At 60.7% G+C, this 15,602-nt stretch carries 16 protein-coding genes; 5 read left to right on the top strand and 11 right to left on the bottom strand.

The window, feature by feature from the left end; all coding sequences use genetic code 11:
* Positions 1 to 34 precede the first annotated feature (34 nt).
* Positions 35 to 637, bottom strand: coding sequence for a L,D-transpeptidase (locus KUD11_RS04470; protein WP_109386235.1), 603 nt, complete (start codon positions 635 to 637; stop codon positions 35 to 37).
* Between the two features lie 175 nt (positions 638 to 812).
* Between KUD11_RS04470 and KUD11_RS04475 the strand changes: the two genes are divergently transcribed.
* Positions 813 to 1,331 (top strand): CAP domain-containing protein, encoded by a 519-nt coding sequence (locus KUD11_RS04475; protein ID WP_109386233.1) that lies wholly within the window; start codon positions 813 to 815, stop codon positions 1,329 to 1,331.
* Positions 1,332 to 1,386: 55 nt separating this feature from the next.
* On the opposite strand, the gene KUD11_RS04480 is transcribed toward KUD11_RS04475, so the two are convergent.
* From KUD11_RS04480 to hslO, 5 genes are read right to left on the bottom strand one after another with little or no spacing between them, the layout of a single operon-like run.
* The gene (locus KUD11_RS04480; protein WP_397545200.1) at positions 1,387 to 1,893 is read right to left on the bottom strand and encodes a murein L,D-transpeptidase family protein; all 507 of its coding nucleotides are present in this window, start codon (positions 1,891 to 1,893) and stop codon (positions 1,387 to 1,389) included.
* A gap of 60 nt (positions 1,894 to 1,953) precedes the next feature.
* Positions 1,954 to 3,186, bottom strand: a complete 1,233-nt coding sequence (locus KUD11_RS04485) for a class I SAM-dependent RNA methyltransferase (RefSeq protein WP_109386229.1) — start codon at positions 3,184 to 3,186, stop codon at positions 1,954 to 1,956.
* Entirely contained in the window at positions 3,183 to 4,334 is a 1,152-nt protein-coding gene (locus KUD11_RS04490) for a CCA tRNA nucleotidyltransferase (protein WP_109386227.1), read from the bottom strand. Before KUD11_RS04490 ends, KUD11_RS04485 begins: the two co-directional genes overlap by 4 nt.
* The gene (locus KUD11_RS04495) at positions 4,331 to 4,882 is read right to left on the bottom strand and encodes a CoA pyrophosphatase (RefSeq protein ID WP_109388239.1); all 552 of its coding nucleotides are present in this window, start codon (positions 4,880 to 4,882) and stop codon (positions 4,331 to 4,333) included. Before KUD11_RS04495 ends, KUD11_RS04490 begins: the two co-directional genes overlap by 4 nt.
* Before the next feature lie 37 nt (positions 4,883 to 4,919).
* Positions 4,920 to 5,915 (bottom strand): Hsp33 family molecular chaperone HslO, encoded by a 996-nt coding sequence (gene hslO / locus KUD11_RS04500; protein ID WP_109386225.1) that lies wholly within the window; start codon positions 5,913 to 5,915, stop codon positions 4,920 to 4,922.
* Positions 5,916 to 5,996: 81 nt separating this feature from the next.
* Here hslO and KUD11_RS04505 point away from each other — a divergent pair, with 81 nt between their 5' ends.
* Positions 5,997 to 6,440 carry an NUDIX domain-containing protein gene (locus tag KUD11_RS04505; protein ID WP_109386223.1) on the top strand — a complete coding sequence of 148 codons (444 nt, stop codon included), beginning with the start codon at positions 5,997 to 5,999 and terminating at the stop codon, positions 6,438 to 6,440.
* Here the strand turns inward: KUD11_RS04505 and KUD11_RS04510 are convergent.
* Positions 6,415 to 7,728, bottom strand: a complete 1,314-nt coding sequence (locus KUD11_RS04510) for a PP2C family protein-serine/threonine phosphatase (RefSeq protein WP_109386221.1) — start codon at positions 7,726 to 7,728, stop codon at positions 6,415 to 6,417. The genes KUD11_RS04505 and KUD11_RS04510 overlap by 26 nt on opposite strands.
* 127 nt (positions 7,729 to 7,855) lie before the next feature.
* On the opposite strand from KUD11_RS04510, the gene KUD11_RS04515 reads away from it, so the two are divergent.
* Positions 7,856 to 8,188, top strand: coding sequence for an Hpt domain-containing protein (locus KUD11_RS04515; RefSeq protein ID WP_109386219.1), 333 nt, complete (start codon positions 7,856 to 7,858; stop codon positions 8,186 to 8,188).
* Here KUD11_RS04515 and ilvA read toward each other — a convergent pair whose 3' ends face one another.
* A complete protein-coding gene (gene ilvA, locus KUD11_RS04520; RefSeq protein WP_109386217.1) occupies positions 8,189 to 9,424 on the bottom strand; it encodes a threonine ammonia-lyase IlvA in 1,236 nt (411 codons plus the stop codon).
* A 161-nt stretch (positions 9,425 to 9,585) separates the two neighbouring features.
* On the opposite strand from ilvA, the gene KUD11_RS04525 reads away from it, so the two are divergent.
* Positions 9,586 to 10,812: an argininosuccinate synthase gene (locus tag KUD11_RS04525; protein WP_109386215.1), complete on the top strand. Its 1,227-nt coding sequence runs from the start codon at positions 9,586 to 9,588 to the stop codon at positions 10,810 to 10,812.
* Between the two features lie 4 nt (positions 10,813 to 10,816).
* On the opposite strand, the gene KUD11_RS04530 is transcribed toward KUD11_RS04525, so the two are convergent.
* Positions 10,817 to 11,524 (bottom strand): sulfotransferase-like domain-containing protein, encoded by a 708-nt coding sequence (locus KUD11_RS04530; RefSeq protein ID WP_109386213.1) that lies wholly within the window; start codon positions 11,522 to 11,524, stop codon positions 10,817 to 10,819.
* A complete protein-coding gene (locus KUD11_RS04535) occupies positions 11,524 to 12,429 on the bottom strand; it encodes a D-amino acid aminotransferase (RefSeq protein WP_109386211.1) in 906 nt (301 codons plus the stop codon). The genes KUD11_RS04530 and KUD11_RS04535 overlap by 1 nt, the downstream gene beginning before the upstream one ends.
* A 155-nt stretch (positions 12,430 to 12,584) precedes the next feature.
* Here KUD11_RS04535 and msrA point away from each other — a divergent pair, with 155 nt between their 5' ends.
* Entirely contained in the window at positions 12,585 to 13,253 is a 669-nt protein-coding gene (msrA, locus tag KUD11_RS04540; protein ID WP_109386209.1) for a peptide-methionine (S)-S-oxide reductase MsrA, read from the top strand.
* A 4-nt stretch (positions 13,254 to 13,257) separates the two neighbouring features.
* Here the strand turns inward: msrA and KUD11_RS04545 are convergent, their stop codons facing one another.
* Complete coding sequence (locus KUD11_RS04545) at positions 13,258 to 15,513, bottom strand: NADP-dependent malic enzyme (protein ID WP_109386207.1); 2,256 nt, start codon at positions 15,511 to 15,513, stop codon at positions 13,258 to 13,260.
* Positions 15,514 to 15,602 lie beyond the last annotated feature (89 nt).

Consider the following 15,602-nt stretch of genomic DNA (forward strand, 5'->3'; position numbering starts at 1 on the left):
TGACTCTGTGACTCAATAAAACGCTCGATTTTCGTCAAATTAGCAACACCTGAGTGCCCACATTCGCCATTCCGAACAATTCGGCGATGTGTTCATTGTAAAGACCGATGCACCCGTTGGACGAGCGGCGGCCAATCTTGCGCGTATCATGCGTGCCGTGAATCCGGTAATAGGTCCAGCTTAGGTAAAGCGCGTGCGTCCCCAATGGGTTATCCGGTCCGGGCCCAACAAAGGGCGGCCAATCTGGGTTGCGCTCAAGCATGGAGGGTGTGGGCCGCCAGCTTGGCCCCTCGACCTTGCGCACCACGGACGTACGGCCACGACGGGTCAGATCCTCGCTCAGAGGAACGCTGGAGGGGTAAAGTTTATAGGTGCCGCCATCCGCGCTCCAATAATGCAGGGCACGCGAATCGATATCGACCAGAACTGCCCCATTGTTCAGATTTGGGAAATAGGGCCGCCAATCGAGTGACCGGAAACTGGAGATGTTGCGCCGCACGGTCTCCGTCACGTCGCGTTCAATCTCAACGGTCTCGCTGGCGTCCATTTCCTGAGCAATCGCAGGCGCGCCCAGCGCCGCAGCTGTGCCCGCGACAAATGCGCGGCGCGTCAAAATGGTGGAATTCTTCAAAGTCATGACAACCTCCTCAGCCTTCAAAACAACCCTTGTCGCGCAAAAATATATGGCGCGAAAGTCGCAGTCACAATTCAAACCAGCATGCTTCGGCCAAGTTCCAAGCAAGTGGGTTTGAAACACCACGCAGACCACTATACAGCATTTCGAAACAATTAGTTTGGGTAGGTTACCTCACATGTCGCGCATTTCAGCTCTTTTCATGACGGCTTTTCTGGTGCTCGGCGCTTGCGCGGCCCCACCGCCGCCGCCTCCACAGCTTGGTGCCGACGGCAAACCCTTGCCCAAAGTCTATCGTATCCGCGCAGGCGACACTGGCCAGATCCAATTCCGCATGCTCGATTCGGTGAATTCCCTGCGCACCGCCGCTGGCCGCTCCGAAGTGCAGCTCAACGCACAACTCAACGCTGCCGCCGCTACCCATGCGCGCGATATGTCCGTGCAGAACCGGCCTTGGCATTTCGGCTCGGACGGATCATCGCCAATCGACCGGGTCCGCCGGGTTGGATATTCGGGCAACCTTGTGGGCGAGACAATCTCGGAAACCTATGAGACCGAGCTTGAAACCCTCGCCGCGTGGATGGCAGAGCCCTCCACCCGCACCGTTATCCTCTCGCCGGACGCCCGCAACATGGGATTTTCATGGACCCAGGAAGATAACGGAAAAATCTGGTGGACGTTGGTGATGGGCGACTGAGCCCAGTTTTCATAGCGACCCGCGGATTTGGGTATTTGGTGCCAAGAAAAAGCAGCTACGGATTGATCGTGATCTGCGTTCCATTTTTCACCATGGCGTAAATCGTCTCCATCTGACGATTCGTCACCGATATACAGCCCGCCGTCCAATCAGGGCTTTGCTTGCCGCGTGGATTATCGTTGGGCCGCCCGTGGATAAAGATATCGCCACCGGGGCTCACGCCGCGCGCCCGCGCCTGAGCAACATCCGCCTCATTGGGATAGGAAATTCCAAGCGATAGATGAAAGCTGGAATTGGGATTGCGGCGGTCGATGAAATACGTGCCTTCCGGCGTCTTGCCGTCGCCTTCTTGGGTCTTGTGCCCGAGCGCGGTGAAGCCAAGCTCAATGTCGTAATCCTTGAGGACCTTATCATGGTGCAGAAGATACATCTTCCGCGCACCCTTGTTGACGACGATCTGCGTCACCTCGGGGCCGTTATATGTCTTGAACTTTGACCCGCAACTGGCCAGCCCGATCACCATCAACGCCGCCGCGAAAAGTTTAACCAGTCGCATACCCATATAAATTCACCTGCCTGTTTTTTTCCCTTCCTAGCGCAAAAGGATCCAAAGCAGATAGCGCTATTTTTCGCCAGGCGCGGTCAGAGAGAACTGCCCCACCAATTCAATATGGCTGGACCAGCGGAACTGATCCACCACCCTGAGGGCATGTAGCACGTACCCCGCGCCCAAAAGCGCGTTCGCGTCCCGCGCAAATGTCACAGGGTTGCACGACACGTATCCAATGCGCGGAACCTTTGCTTGGCAAAGCTCGGCCACCTGCGCCTCGGCCCCTGCGCGCGGCGGATCGAGCACCGCTCCATCAAACCGCGCAAGCTCATCCGGCAACAGCGGCTGGCGGAAAAGGTCACGCGCTTCCACGGTCAGCTTTTTGAGGCCCAGCGCCTGACGCCATGCGGCCTCCATCGCCTCTGTCATGGCCGCATCACCCTCAACCGCATGGACCTGCGCATGGGCAGACAGGGGCAGCGCGAAGGTGCCGCACCCGGCAAAAAGATCAACGATGCGCGCCGCACCCGCAATGGCGGCGGTCGCATCCGCCAAGAGCGCCGCTTCCCCCTCGGCCGTGGCCTGAAGAAATGCGCCAGGCGGCGGGATCACGCGGGCCGCACCAAAGGCCTGCGTGGGCGATTGGCGTTGCGCGACTGTCTCATCGTCCCAGCTGAGCCGTGCAAGATCATGCGCCTCAGCCAGCTGCGCCAGTATCATGCGCAAGGGGCCGTCCAACGCGCGCCCACCGGTCACATGCACATCCAACCCACCGAAAGACACACACGCCGCCACGCTGAGCGTGCCCTTGCGGCTGGCCGCATGGAGGGCCAGCGCCTCGGCCACAGGGAGCGCGGCCATCAGATCGGGGTGCAAAAGCTCGCACCCCGGCACCTCGATCAAAACATCGGACCCTTTGGCGTGAAAGCCTGCCATCGCGCCTTTCTTGGTCCGGCGGGCCGTGAAGGTGGCGCGCCGCCGCGCCTTGGCCGGGGAGGTGGCAATGGGCAGAAAGGGCGCGTCAATGCCGTAAGCGGCGAGCGCCCCGCGCACGATCTCGACCTTCCACTCGGCCACAAACGCATCTGATGCGTGCTGAAGACTGCACCCGCCACAGGATTTGTAGTGACGACATGGCGGGCGCACGCGATCCTCAGATGGCCGCACAATCCGCATATCGTGCAAGCGCTGCCCCTCAAGCGTGCCGCTCACCTCCTCACCGGGCAGTGCGCCGGGGGCGAAGACTGGCCCCGCTGCGATCCCGTCGCCCTGATGCCCCAAGCGCTCAATCTCATAGGTGGTCATGGCCGCTCCTCAAGCAATTGGTCGCGTGTCAGGGTAAAGCCGGATGCGATCCACAGCGCCTCAAGCGCCTTGATCCGTGCGCCCAGCGCGGGACCGGTGAAAGCTGGCATCAGGTCCGCCGCGGTAATGGGAAACCGTGCTGCTGCCCCGTCAGCAATCTGTGTCGCTGCACCCTCAGGCACATCCATCTCCAGCAGGGCCGCGCGCAAGAGCACCATATCCCAAGCCACCTGCGCACCGTGGTAATAGCCAAGGGCTGCGGGGCCATCCGGCGCTTCGGCGCCCTGCCTCAGAAGCTTCAGGCGCGCCGCGTCCGTGCGGCTTAAGCGCAGGTGGTCCAGGGCATCCGCACCCCCAAGCGCCGCAAGCCGCCTGAGCGGATCAGGTGCCGCGCCAAAGCGCCCCTCCAAATGCACCAAGGGCGCCAGCGCGCGATCCTGCGCCCCCGGCAGACATTGCTGCAATACATTCGCCGCCCGCATCGCGGCCACGACGGGCGCGGGATCAGGGGCAGCCAAAAGCTTGCAAAGCTCCGCGCCAATCCGTTCGCGCGCAATGCCTGAAAGCCCGTCGTGATGCGCCGCGCAGGCGGCCAGCCCGTCGGCGTCGATCCCCTCGGCACCGTACCATGCGCTGAACCGGAAAAACCGCAGGATGCGCAGGTAATCCTCTACGATCCGCTGCTCTGCATCCTCGATAAACCGCACGCGCCCCGCGAGCGCATCATTCAGACCACCCAGCGGATCAATCACCGCACCATCGGCCCCGGCATAAAGCGCGTTCATCGTGAAATCACGCCGCCGCGCATCCTCAGACATCTCGCGGGTGAAGGCGACGCGCGCATGGCGGCCAAACGTTTCCTCGTCGCGGCGAAAACTGGTGACCTCATGGCCTTCGCCACCAGACACCAGCGTCAGCGTGCCATGCTCCAGCCCAGTTGGCACCACACGCAACCCGGCCACCTTGGCCAGCGCCTGCATCTCTTCGGGGGTGGCAGGGGTGGCAAGGTCGAGATCCCCGACGGGCGCGCCACGCACAGCATCACGCACAGCACCACCCACCAGATAAACGGGCTGTCCCGCCGCCTTGAATGCCTGAAACACAGCGGTAAGCGAGGGCGCGCTGAGCCAGTCTCCGGTGATATTCACGGCGTTCCCACCTCCTCGGCCAGCCCGCGCAAGATTCGCGCTGTGGCCCCCCAGATATAATAGGGCCCCCACGGCACCGCATAGTAAAGCCTGCGCACCCCGCGCCAGCGCCGCCCCTCGATCCGATAGGCGCTGCGCCGCAAAACATGCGCAAGGGGCACATCGAAAACCTCGGCCACCTCACCCGCCTCGGAGCGGGGCGTGAAAGGCGCGCGCACACGCGCCAGAACCGGCGTCATCAGAAAGCCGGTCACCGTTTCATGCACGGGCAATGTGCCCAGAACCTCGACATTGGCGGGATCAAGCCCGATCTCCTCATGCGCCTCGCGCAGAGCGGCCGCGATCACGTCCGCGTCGCCCTCATCCTGCTTGCCACCAGGAAAGGCGATCTGACCGGGGTGATGCTTGAGCGCGGAAGAGCGCGTGGTAAGGATCAGCCGCGCAGGCCCATCGCAAAGGATTGGCATCAGCACGCCCGCCGGGCGCAGCTTGCGCCCCTCTGGCAACACTGTGCCGGGGTTCAGATCAAAATCCGACGAGGGGCGCATCCCAGCACCAAGGCCCGCAATCAGTCCGGCGAGGGGATCATCCAAGCGGATCCTCCTTGCCCGCCGCCTCAAAACCGAGCGTCGCGGGGTCCAGATCGTAATGCGCACCGCAGAACTGGCAATCGGCGGTCACACGGCCCGCATCCGTCGTCATCTTCTCGATATCCTTGGCCGAATAGATCGACAGGCTCTGACGCACACGATCTTCCGAGCAGGTACAGCCAAACCGCACCGGCTGTGCCTCAAAAACGCGCGGGCCTTCCTCATGGAACAATCGGACAAGCAGGTCCGTAGGCGCGACAGATGGCCCAATCAGCTCCAGCGTATCAACGGTATCGAGCAGGATGTTGGCGCGGCTCCAGTTCTCACCCTCTTCGCCCTCCATGATATCGCCCGCCTCTAAAAGACCGCCCTCGCCCGAGCCGCCGCCCGACGCAAAAGGCGACGCTTTGGGCATATGCTGCAACATCACGCCGCCCGCGCGCCAATGCTCAGGCCCATCCCCCTCTGTGGAGCGCCCAAAGCTCAGCGCGAACCGCGTGGGAAGCTGCTCGGACTGGGCAAAATACGCCTCGGCGCAATCGCTCAGGCTGCTGCCCGCAATCGGTGTGATGCCTTTGTAAGGCTCCATCCCCTGCCCCTGATCGATCATGATCGCGAAATACCCCTCACCGATCTGCTCAAAGGGAGCCCCCTGCGACAGGCGGTCGGCATCAAAGCTGGCATAGGCACGGATACGGCCCGGCGCGCCCTCCTCGGACGGGCCGTAATAATCGGTCGCAATCATCCGCACAGGGCCGTTGGATTGCACCTGAAGCTGTAGTTTCCAGCGCAATTTCACCGACTGACCAATCAGAGCCGCCAAAAGCGCCATCTCGGCCACCAACGCCTCGACCTGCGGTGGGTAATCATGCTGTTTCAGGATCCCTTCCAACACACCATCAAGCCGCGCCACGCGGCCACGGATGTCGGAATTATCCAGCTGAAACGGGAGCACGGTGTCATCCCAAGCAAGGTTTTGCGCAAGTGTCATGGGGTTTCCTTCAGAGCCGAAAATAGGCATATCGCGGGTATATAGGCCGCTTGGGCGGTGACCGAAAGGGGGCCTCGCGCCATGATCAGACGACTGGGCGATGCGCCGAAGGCCGGGATCCGCTACACGATGCGGCCCGGTGTCTATGCGATCCTGCCGCATAAGGGCGGGCTTCTGGTCACGCATCAAACAGAACCTGAACCTGAATGGCAGCTTCCGGGCGGCGGGATTGATCCGGGCGAATCGCCGCTTCAGGCCCTTCACCGCGAGGTTTTTGAGGAAACTGGTTGGCATATCGCGCGGCCCCGGCGTCTGGGCGCGTTTCGGCGCTTTGTCTATATGCCGGAATATGACCTTTGGGCCGAGAAGCTATGCATGATTTATGTAGCGCGCCCCGTTCTGCCGCACGGCCCCCCGACCGAGCCCGATCACACACCGATGGTGATGGACGTGCAGGAGGCGGCACTGATCCTTGGGAATGAGGGGGACAGGATGTTCGTCAACCAGTGGGCAGGATTGACTTAACCTCAAGCAACACCGCCGAGACATCATCATCGAACTGATCACCCCCAGCGAATTCCGCGAGCCTCCAAATCATCGATTCCAGACACGCCAGCCCCTTGGTCTGCCGCAGTTCGGTCAGGATACGCGCCAGACCCTCATCGTCCAAAAGCACATCTTCCGGGTTGGCACATTCCACCACACCGTCGGAGTGGATCATCAAGCGGTCGCCCGCCTGCAACACCACCTCAAACTCCTCAAACTCCGCCCCCGGAATGAGGCCCACGGGCAAACCACCGCAACCGATCGCCTCAACGGTGCCATCGGCGCGCTGCACCGCCGGATAAGGATGGCCCGCCTGCGCCATGACAACACGGCCAGTCTCAAGGTTCACATCCGCAAGGAGCAGGGTGAAATAATGCTCCGTGTCCAGTTCATTGAGAAAGAGGTCATTCAACGCAGCAATCGTCTCACCCGGCGGGCGCGGGGAAAATGTGCCATCCGGCATTCGGCGCAGGGCCACGTTTTGATCAGGGGACGTGGCCGAGAGATAACCCGCCAGCCGCGCCGTCATCAAAGCAGAGCTGATCCCATGGCCCGATACGTCGATTCCATAAAGCCCGATCCGCGTCTCGCTGGCCTGATACATCCCGACCAGATCACCACCCACATGCCCCGAGGACCGCAGCAGCATGGACACTTCGGCATTGCCAAAATCGCGGTGCCGGTCACTGACTAGGGATTGTTGGAGTTTCTTGGCCTCGATCAGATCCTTGTCAATCGAATCGTAGACCTCGCGCAGCTTGTCCAGCGTGCTGCCCAAAAGCCGGTTCTTCTGGATCAGCTCGCGCTCCATCCCGACAATCCGCGCGCCCGCAGCGATCCGCGCCCGCAGCTCGCCCGCATTTACAGGTTTGGTCAGAAAATCATCCGCGCCGGCATCAAGCCCTGATGCAATCTCATCCTTTTCGGATTTGGACGTGAGCAGGATGAAATACCCATAGCTTTCGCGCATCATCTGCCTGAATTCACGGCAAAAGTCGATGCCCGTCATGCCCGGCATCATCCAATCGCTGAGCACCAGATCGGGCGGCGTCCGGCGGCAGATTTCGAGCGCCTCATCGCCACTTGCGGCCTCAACCGTCTCAAAACCCCATTTCTTCAGCAAGGAGGTCAATATCCTGCGCTGAAGCCGGCTGTCATCAACCACCAAAACCAGCCGAATCGCATCGTCCTGCGGGACCGCACTTGGCGCATCCTGCTGAATCTCAAGTAGATTTGGCGCAAACTCAGGCACAGGGATTCCTTTCATCTCCTCAAGCCCTAGCGCCTCTGCGTTAACGCGGGATGAAAGGTAAAATGCGAATAAACCCCCCGCCCGCCATCATCAAATTGTTAACGATATTCCGCCAAACTCGGATCATCAAAACAGGTGATGCATGATTGACTGGTCTCGAGTCGCGGAATTGCGAGAGGAAATAGGCGCCGATGATTTCGGCGAGGTGGTCGAGATTTTCCTCGAAGAAGTTCAAAGCGAGATTGATGCGCTGCGCGGCGACGTGGCGCCGGGCAATCTTGAGGATAAGCTGCATTTCCTCAAAGGCAGCGCGCTCAACCTCGGCTTCAGGGAGTTCTCGGACCTTTGCCAAAGCGGTGAGGCCGCTGCTGGCGCCGGGCGGATGGACTTGATCGATATGCAAGCGACGGTGGCCAGCTTTGATCGCTCCAAGGCCGAGTTTGTCTCGGGGATGGACCGCCTGAACACCGCCTGATCAGATCAGAAACTCTGCCAGCACCTCATCATTGGTGATATCGCGATAATCAAATCCGTTCTCGCGCAACGCGCCCAGAAGCCGCACGAAGTTTGCCTCGTCATTCGTCTCGATCCCTATAAGAACCGATCCGAAATTCCGCGCAGATTTCTTGAGATATTCAAACCGTGCGATATCATCCTTAGGCCCCAGAAGGTTCAGGAAGTCCTTCAACGCACCGGGGCGCTGTGGCATCCGCAAGATGAAGTATTTCTTCACACCGGAATATCGCTGCGCGCGCTCCTTCACCTCGGGCAGCCGCTCAAAATCGAAATTCCCGCCTGAAGTCACACAAACAACGGTCTTGCCGCGAATTCGGTTCTTCATGTCTTTGAGCGCATCAACCGCCAAAGCACCCGCAGGCTCCAGCACGATCCCTTCAATGTTCAGCATCTCAATCATCGTCGTACAAAGCCGATCCTCAGAAATCGTGACCGCCTGCCCAGGGTCGAGATGCGCAAGCCGCGCGAATGTCCGCGCGCCGATCTGCGCCACCGCCGCGCCATCGGCAAAATTATCCACATGGCCCAACCGCACAGGCGCGCCCGCCAGAAGGGCGGCCCCAAGACACGCGCCGCCCGAAGGCTCGACCAGCGTGATCTCAACAGCATCACCCATATAGCTGACCACCCCCGCCGAAAGCCCGCCACCGCCCACAGGCATCACGATATGATCGGGCAAACCGCCAAGATCGCGCTCAATCTCCACCGCCACAGACGCTTGGCCCTCGATCACATCTTCATCATCGAAGGGCGACAGGAAATGCCCGCCAATCTTGGCGCAATAGGCCTGTGCGGCAGCAAGCGTGACGTCGAAATAATCGCCCGTCAGCTCGATCCGCACCGCATCACCACCAAAAATCTGGGTCTTGCCGATTTTCTGCTGCGGCGTGGTGATTGGCATGTAAATCACGCCCTGAACCCCGAAATGCCGACACATGAACGCGACGCCCTGCGCATGGTTGCCCGCGCTCGCACACACAAATGTGGGTGCCGCGCCGCGCGCCAGAACCTTGCGCATCGCATTGAACGCGCCGCGCAGCTTGTAGGAGCGCACTGGCGTCAGGTCTTCGCGCTTGAAGAGGATATTCGCCTCATAACGCTCGCTCAGATGTTCATTGCGCTGCAAGGGCGTTGCATCGAAAACCGGGCGCATCAGCGCCTCTGCGGCGCGGGCGTTTTCGCGAAAATCTGTCATGTTGCCCTGCCTGCCCGAAGCCGCCGTCCCGCGCAAGGGTGCTAAGCCTCCGCATACCCAAGAATACCAGCGGCCAAAGCAACAGATCGCATCCCGCTCCGCTTGCCCCGCACCCCAAAACCCGCTAAGCCCCGGCGCGACCCAGACAGAGGAAAATCACTATGTCCGCGCCCAAAAAAGTCGTGCTGGCCTATTCCGGCGGCCTTGATACGTCCATCATCCTGAAATGGCTGCAAACCGAATATGGCTGTGAGGTGGTGACCTTCACCGCCGATCTCGGTCAGGGCGAGGAGCTGGAGCCCGCGCGCGAAAAAGCCGTGATGCTGGGGATCAAACCTGAGAACATCTATATTGAGGACGTGCGCGAGGAATTCGTGCGCGATTTCGTCTTTCCGATGTTCCGCGCCAATGCACTCTACGAGGGACTTTACCTGTTGGGGACGTCCATCGCGCGGCCCCTGATTTCCAAACGGCTGGTCGAGATTGCGGCCATGACCGGTGCCGATGCCGTGGCCCATGGCGCGACAGGCAAGGGCAATGATCAGGTGCGGTTTGAGCTGGCGGCCTATGCGCTCAATCCCGATATCAAAGTGATCGCGCCTTGGCGGGAATGGGACCTGACCAGCCGCACCCGGCTGATTGATTTCGCCGAGAAAAACCAGATCCCCATCGCCACGGACAAACGTGGCGAAGCCCCGTTTTCCGTTGATGCAAACCTCTTGCACACCTCATCCGAGGGCAAAGTGCTCGAAGACCCTGCAGAAATGGCCCCAGATTATGTTTATCAACGCACGGTGGCCCCCGAGGACGCGCCCGAGACGCCCGAGTTCATCGAAGTGGGCTTTGAGCGTGGCGATGCCGTGTCGATCAACGGCGAGGCGCTCAGCCCTGCCACCATCCTCACACGGCTCAATGAGATGGGTGGCAAACACGGCATCGGGCGCTTGGATTTTGTCGAAAACCGCTTTGTGGGCATGAAGTCGCGCGGCATCTATGAGACACCCGGCGGGACTGTTCTTCTGGAGGCCCATCGCGGCATTGAGCAAATCACGCTTGATAGCGGCGCGGGTCACCTCAAAGACAGCCTCATGCCGCGCTACGCTGAGCTGATCTATAACGGCTTCTGGTTCTCGCCCGAGCGCGAGATGCTGCAAGCCGCCATTGATCACAGCCAGAAACATGTGACAGGCACCGTCCGGCTCAAGCTTTACAAGGGTATGGCGACCTGCGTGGGCCGCTGGTCGGATCACTCGCTCTATTCCGAGGCGCATGTGACGTTCGAGGATGATGCGGGCGCCTATGACCAGAAGGACGCGGCAGGCTTCATTCAGCTGAACGCTCTGCGCCTCAAGCTTCTGGCCGCACGGGAGCGTCGGCTGAAGGGCTGAACGCTCAGATCTTAGCGGCCTCCAAAGCGCGATAGGCAGGCAAAGCGGCTTCGGCCAGCTCTGCCTGCGCGCCACTCAGCACTGGCAGCGGCCCTTCGGCCGCAGCAAACCCTGTCGAGTGGCGTACCGCACCGTACCAATGCGCGCCCCACACACCATCCGCCGCATGGCCGCCCGCAGGCCAGATGAGCATCCGCTCGGTCCACTCGATCCCGATCGCCGCACAGAGCCGTTGCAAAACACCCGCTGGATCAGCGCGAATATCGGAGGCGTCCACAACAACGGGCCGCTGCCCAATACCGCAAAGCGCGTCATAGAGCGCGCCCTGTTGAACAAAACCGATATCCTCAAGGGTCGGCGCCTCGTATTTGGCCGCAAAGCTGGCCACCACACGCGCCGGATGGCGGATCAGGAACACATTCACCACATCGCGCATCCAGTCGCGCGGGATGCCGTCTACCATATGCTGTGTCATGTGCTTTTGGTAAAAATGCGCACCCTCATAGGGGCCAAGAAGGCTGCGCTCCACCATCACGGGATCAGAATTTTGCGCAGCCAGAATCTCCTCGCGCATCGGGTGCACGATCCCTGTGCGCGCGAGATAAGCCGCGTAAAATGGCTCATCCACAACGGCGCAATCGCCGCGCGCGGCAAAGCTATACATCATCGCCGTCGACAGGTTGCGCGGCCCCGACCACATGGCGATCCGCATCAGCTTGCGTCCTGCAAAATGAGATCCTTGTAGAGCGCACGCAGCCGCGCCGTTACCGGCCCAAGCTCCCCAGCGCCGATCTGCCGCCCGTCAATCGCACCGACAGGGGTTTGCGCGCCGAACGTGCCGGTCAGAAACGCCTCATCTGCGCCATAGGTGTCTACAAGGCTGAAATTCCGCTCATAAACCGGGATGCCATCCGCCCGGCACAGATCAATCACCTTCTGCCGCGTGATCCCGTTCATACAATAATCCCCGGTCGAGGTCCAAACTGCCCCTTTACGCACAATAAAGAAATTGCACGCGTTGGTCGTATTCACGAACCCATGCACATCCAGCATCAAGGCCTCATCGGCCCCTGCCTTTTCGGCGGCGATGCAGGCAAGGATGCAATTGAGCTTGGAATGGGAATTGAGCTTGGGGTCCTGGGTCATTGGCAATCCGCGCAGATGCGGGACGGTGGCAAGGCGGATTGGGCGCGGGATGGACGGTTTGGAATGCTCCATGATGATCGTCATCGTGGGGCCTTGCCGGCTGAGCGAGGGATGCTGAAAAGGCCGCGTCTTCACCCCCCGCGTCACCATGAGCCTTGCGTGCGCGTCCGTCTTCATCCCGTTGGCGGCCTGTGTGTCGAGCAAGGCTTGCATCACGCCGCCACGGTCCATCCCGATATCGAGATCAATCGCCAATGCGGCCTCAAAAAGCCGGTCCAAATGTTCATCCGCGAAGGCCCAATGCCCATCATAGAGGCGTAACCCCTCCCAAACCCCATCACCGAGCATGAATCCGCTGTCATAAACGCTGATCACAGCCTCGGCTTTGGGCACGATCCGCCCGTTGAGCCAGATGAGAATCGCCTCGTTGCGGACGTCCTCTTCGGCCTGATGCGTGGTTTGATTATCCATGACCGCCCCCGATTGTTTCAGTCCAAGGCTAGGCGCGCGGCAATCCGCCCTCAAGTGGTAAAGCGCCGTCACCTCCGCGTGAGGATGTGTTTCGCCCCATTGGCGCGCGGCCCTCCTTGCGCCATGGTAGAGCCAATCCCAAGGAGGCCTCTATTATGTTGACCGCAATGACCAAAGTGAAATCCGTTCTTCTCGCCGGGCTGATCATCGTGGGTTTCGCCGCCCAGACGGGCAAGGCCCACGCCGCGAGCACTGAGGTTCTGACAGTTGCGGGCGGGTGCTTTTGGTGCGTCGAATCCGATTTCGAGGGTGTGAAGGGCGTGAAAGAGGTGGTGTCCGGCTATACCGGTGGCACGGTGTCGAACCCCGACTACAGACAGGTCACGGGCGGCGGCACCGGTCATTATGAGGCGGTTCAGATCCAGTTTGACCCGGCCCAGATCGATCGCGATCAAATCCTGTCGATGTTCATGCGCTCGGTTGATCCGACGGATGCAGGCGGGCAGTTCTGCGACCGCGGAGACAGCTACCGCACAGCGATCTTCTATAACGGAGATGCTCAAAAAGCCGCCGCAACCAAGGCAAAAGCCGAGGCTGAGCAGGAGCTGGGCCAATCAATTGTTACCCCCATCCTTGCGGCGCAAAATTTCTACCCCGCCGAAGCCTACCATCAGGATTACTACAAAGGCACCAAGCTAATCGTCACCCGCTTCGGCCCCAAACGGCAATCAGAAGCGTATAAGCGCTACCGCGCCTCCTGCGGCCGCGACAAACGGGTGAAAGAGCTTTGGGGCGCATCCGCACCGTTTGTGGGCAAACACTAGACCCTCAACCCACTTTGCACGCCGCCAAGACGGCCATGTTCAAGATATCATTGGCCGTCGAAGTGGTGGAACAGATCTGGATCGACTGATCCACACCGGCAAGAATGGGCCCAATGACGGTGGCCCCCGCCATCTCCTGCATCAGCTTCACCGAGATTGATGCGGAATGGCGCGCGGGCACCACGAGAATATTCGCAGGCCCCGTCAGCCGTTGAAACGGATAAGCCTGCTGCGCGGCCACGTTCAGCGCCACATCCACGGTCATCTCGCCCTCAAACTCGAAATCCACACCGCGCGCCTCAAGCACGGTGGGCGCCATATGCATTTTCTCGGCCCGCTCGGATTGAGGATAGCCAAAGGTCGAAAAGCTGACGAACGCCACACGCGGCTCCAGCCCAAGATGCCGCGCCACCCCGGCAGAGCGTTCGGCGATCGTGGCCAGATCCTCCTGATCAGGCCATTCATGGACCAACGTATCGGCCACCAGAACAATCCGACCCTTATGCATCATCACCGTGACACCCACAGCTCCGTGGGCAGCATCGGCATCAAAGACATGGTTGATCAATTCCAGCACATGGGCTGATTTGCGGGTGGCCCCGGTGACAAGTCCGTCACCCGCCCCATGCGCCAGAAGCAGAGACGCAAAAACGTGCCGGTCACGCGCGGCAAGGCGGTGCGCGTCCTGACGGTCAAACCCCTTGCGCTGAAGCCGGTCGTAGAGAAACGTGCGATACGCCTCCAGATCGCTGGAATTGGCCGCGTTCACAACCTTCAGCTCAGCCATGGCATCGCCCATCCCGGCGGTCTCCAGCTTGGCCCGCACATCCGCATCACGCCCCACAACAAGCGCCTCACCCATCCCCGCCCGCTGATATTGCACGGCGGCGCGCAAGACCCGTGGATCATCTCCTTCGGCAAAAATCATCCGGGCCTGCGCATTACGCGCCCGCGCGTTGATCGAGCGCATCACGCTCGCAGTCGGGTCCATCCGCGATTTGAGCGAGACCTCATAGGCCTCCATATCAACGATGGGCCGCCGCGCGGCACCCGTCGCCATACAGGCCCGCGCCACAGCGGGAGGGATCGTGTAGATGAGACGCGGATCAAACGGCGTAGGGATGATGTAATCGCGCCCAAAGGTCAGCTTGCGACCGTAGGCCATATCGACCTCATCGGGCACATCCTCGCGCGCGAGCGCCGCCAGAGCCTCGGCGCAGGCTATCTTCATCTCATCATTGATTGCGCGCGCATGACAATCGAGCGCCCCGCGAAAGAGATAGGGAAAGCCCAGCACATTGTTCACCTGGTTGGGATAATCGCTGCGCCCGGTGGCAACAATTGCATCTTCGCGCACCGCATGAGCTTCTTCCGGCGTAATCTCGGGGTCCGGGTTCGCCATCGCGAAAATCACCGGATTGGGGGCCATGCTCAGCACCATCTCGGGCGTCACAGCGCCCTTGGCGCTCACCCCCAGAAACACATCCGCACCGTCCATCGCCTCCTCAAGGCTGCGCAGCTTGGTGTTGACGGCGTGGGCAGATTTCCACTGGTTCATGCCCGCGGTGCGGCCTTGATAAATCACGCCCTTGGTGTCGCAGATGATGCAATTCTCGTGCCGCGCACCCATACGCTTAAGAAGCTCAATACACGCAATCCCAGCGGCCCCAGCCCCGTTCAGCACGATCCGCACATCCTCGATCTTCTTGCCCGAGATATGCAGCGCGTTGATCAGCCCGGCGGCACAGATCACCGCCGTGCCGTGCTGATCATCGTGAAAGACGGGGATATCCATCTCCTCCTTCAAGCGCTGCTCGATGATGAAACATTCCGGCGCCTTGATATCTTCGAGGTTGATGCCCCCAAAGGTCGGCCCCATCAGGCGCACCGCGTTGCAAAACGCGTCCGCGTCCTCGGTATCCAGCTCGATATCAATGGAATTCACATCCGCGAACCGCTTGAAGAGCACTGCCTTGCCCTCCATCACCGGCTTGGAGCCCAGCGCGCCAAGGTTCCCCAACCCCAGCACCGCCGTCCCGTTGGAGATCACAGCGACGAGATTGCCCTTGTTCGTATAATCATAGGCCGTCTCCGGGTTCTCCGCGATAGCCAGACACGGGATCGCCACGCCGGGCGAATAGGCAAGGCTCAGGTCGCGCTGCGTGGTCATCGGGACCGTGGCGGTGATCTCAAATTTGCCGGGCGCAGGCTCCATATGAAAGGCGAGCGCCTCTTCGGCAGTGGTCTTCTGGTTCGACATGGGGGGTTCCTTGCAAATGGTTCTTCCCTCCATAACCGTCTGCGCGGCGTGGCTCAACGCCATGCGCTTTGCCCTTTCGCCTGCGGGCT

This window comes from Roseovarius carneus (assembly GCF_020141465.1).
GTDB classification, from domain to species: Bacteria; Pseudomonadota; Alphaproteobacteria; order Rhodobacterales; family Rhodobacteraceae; genus Roseovarius; species Roseovarius carneus.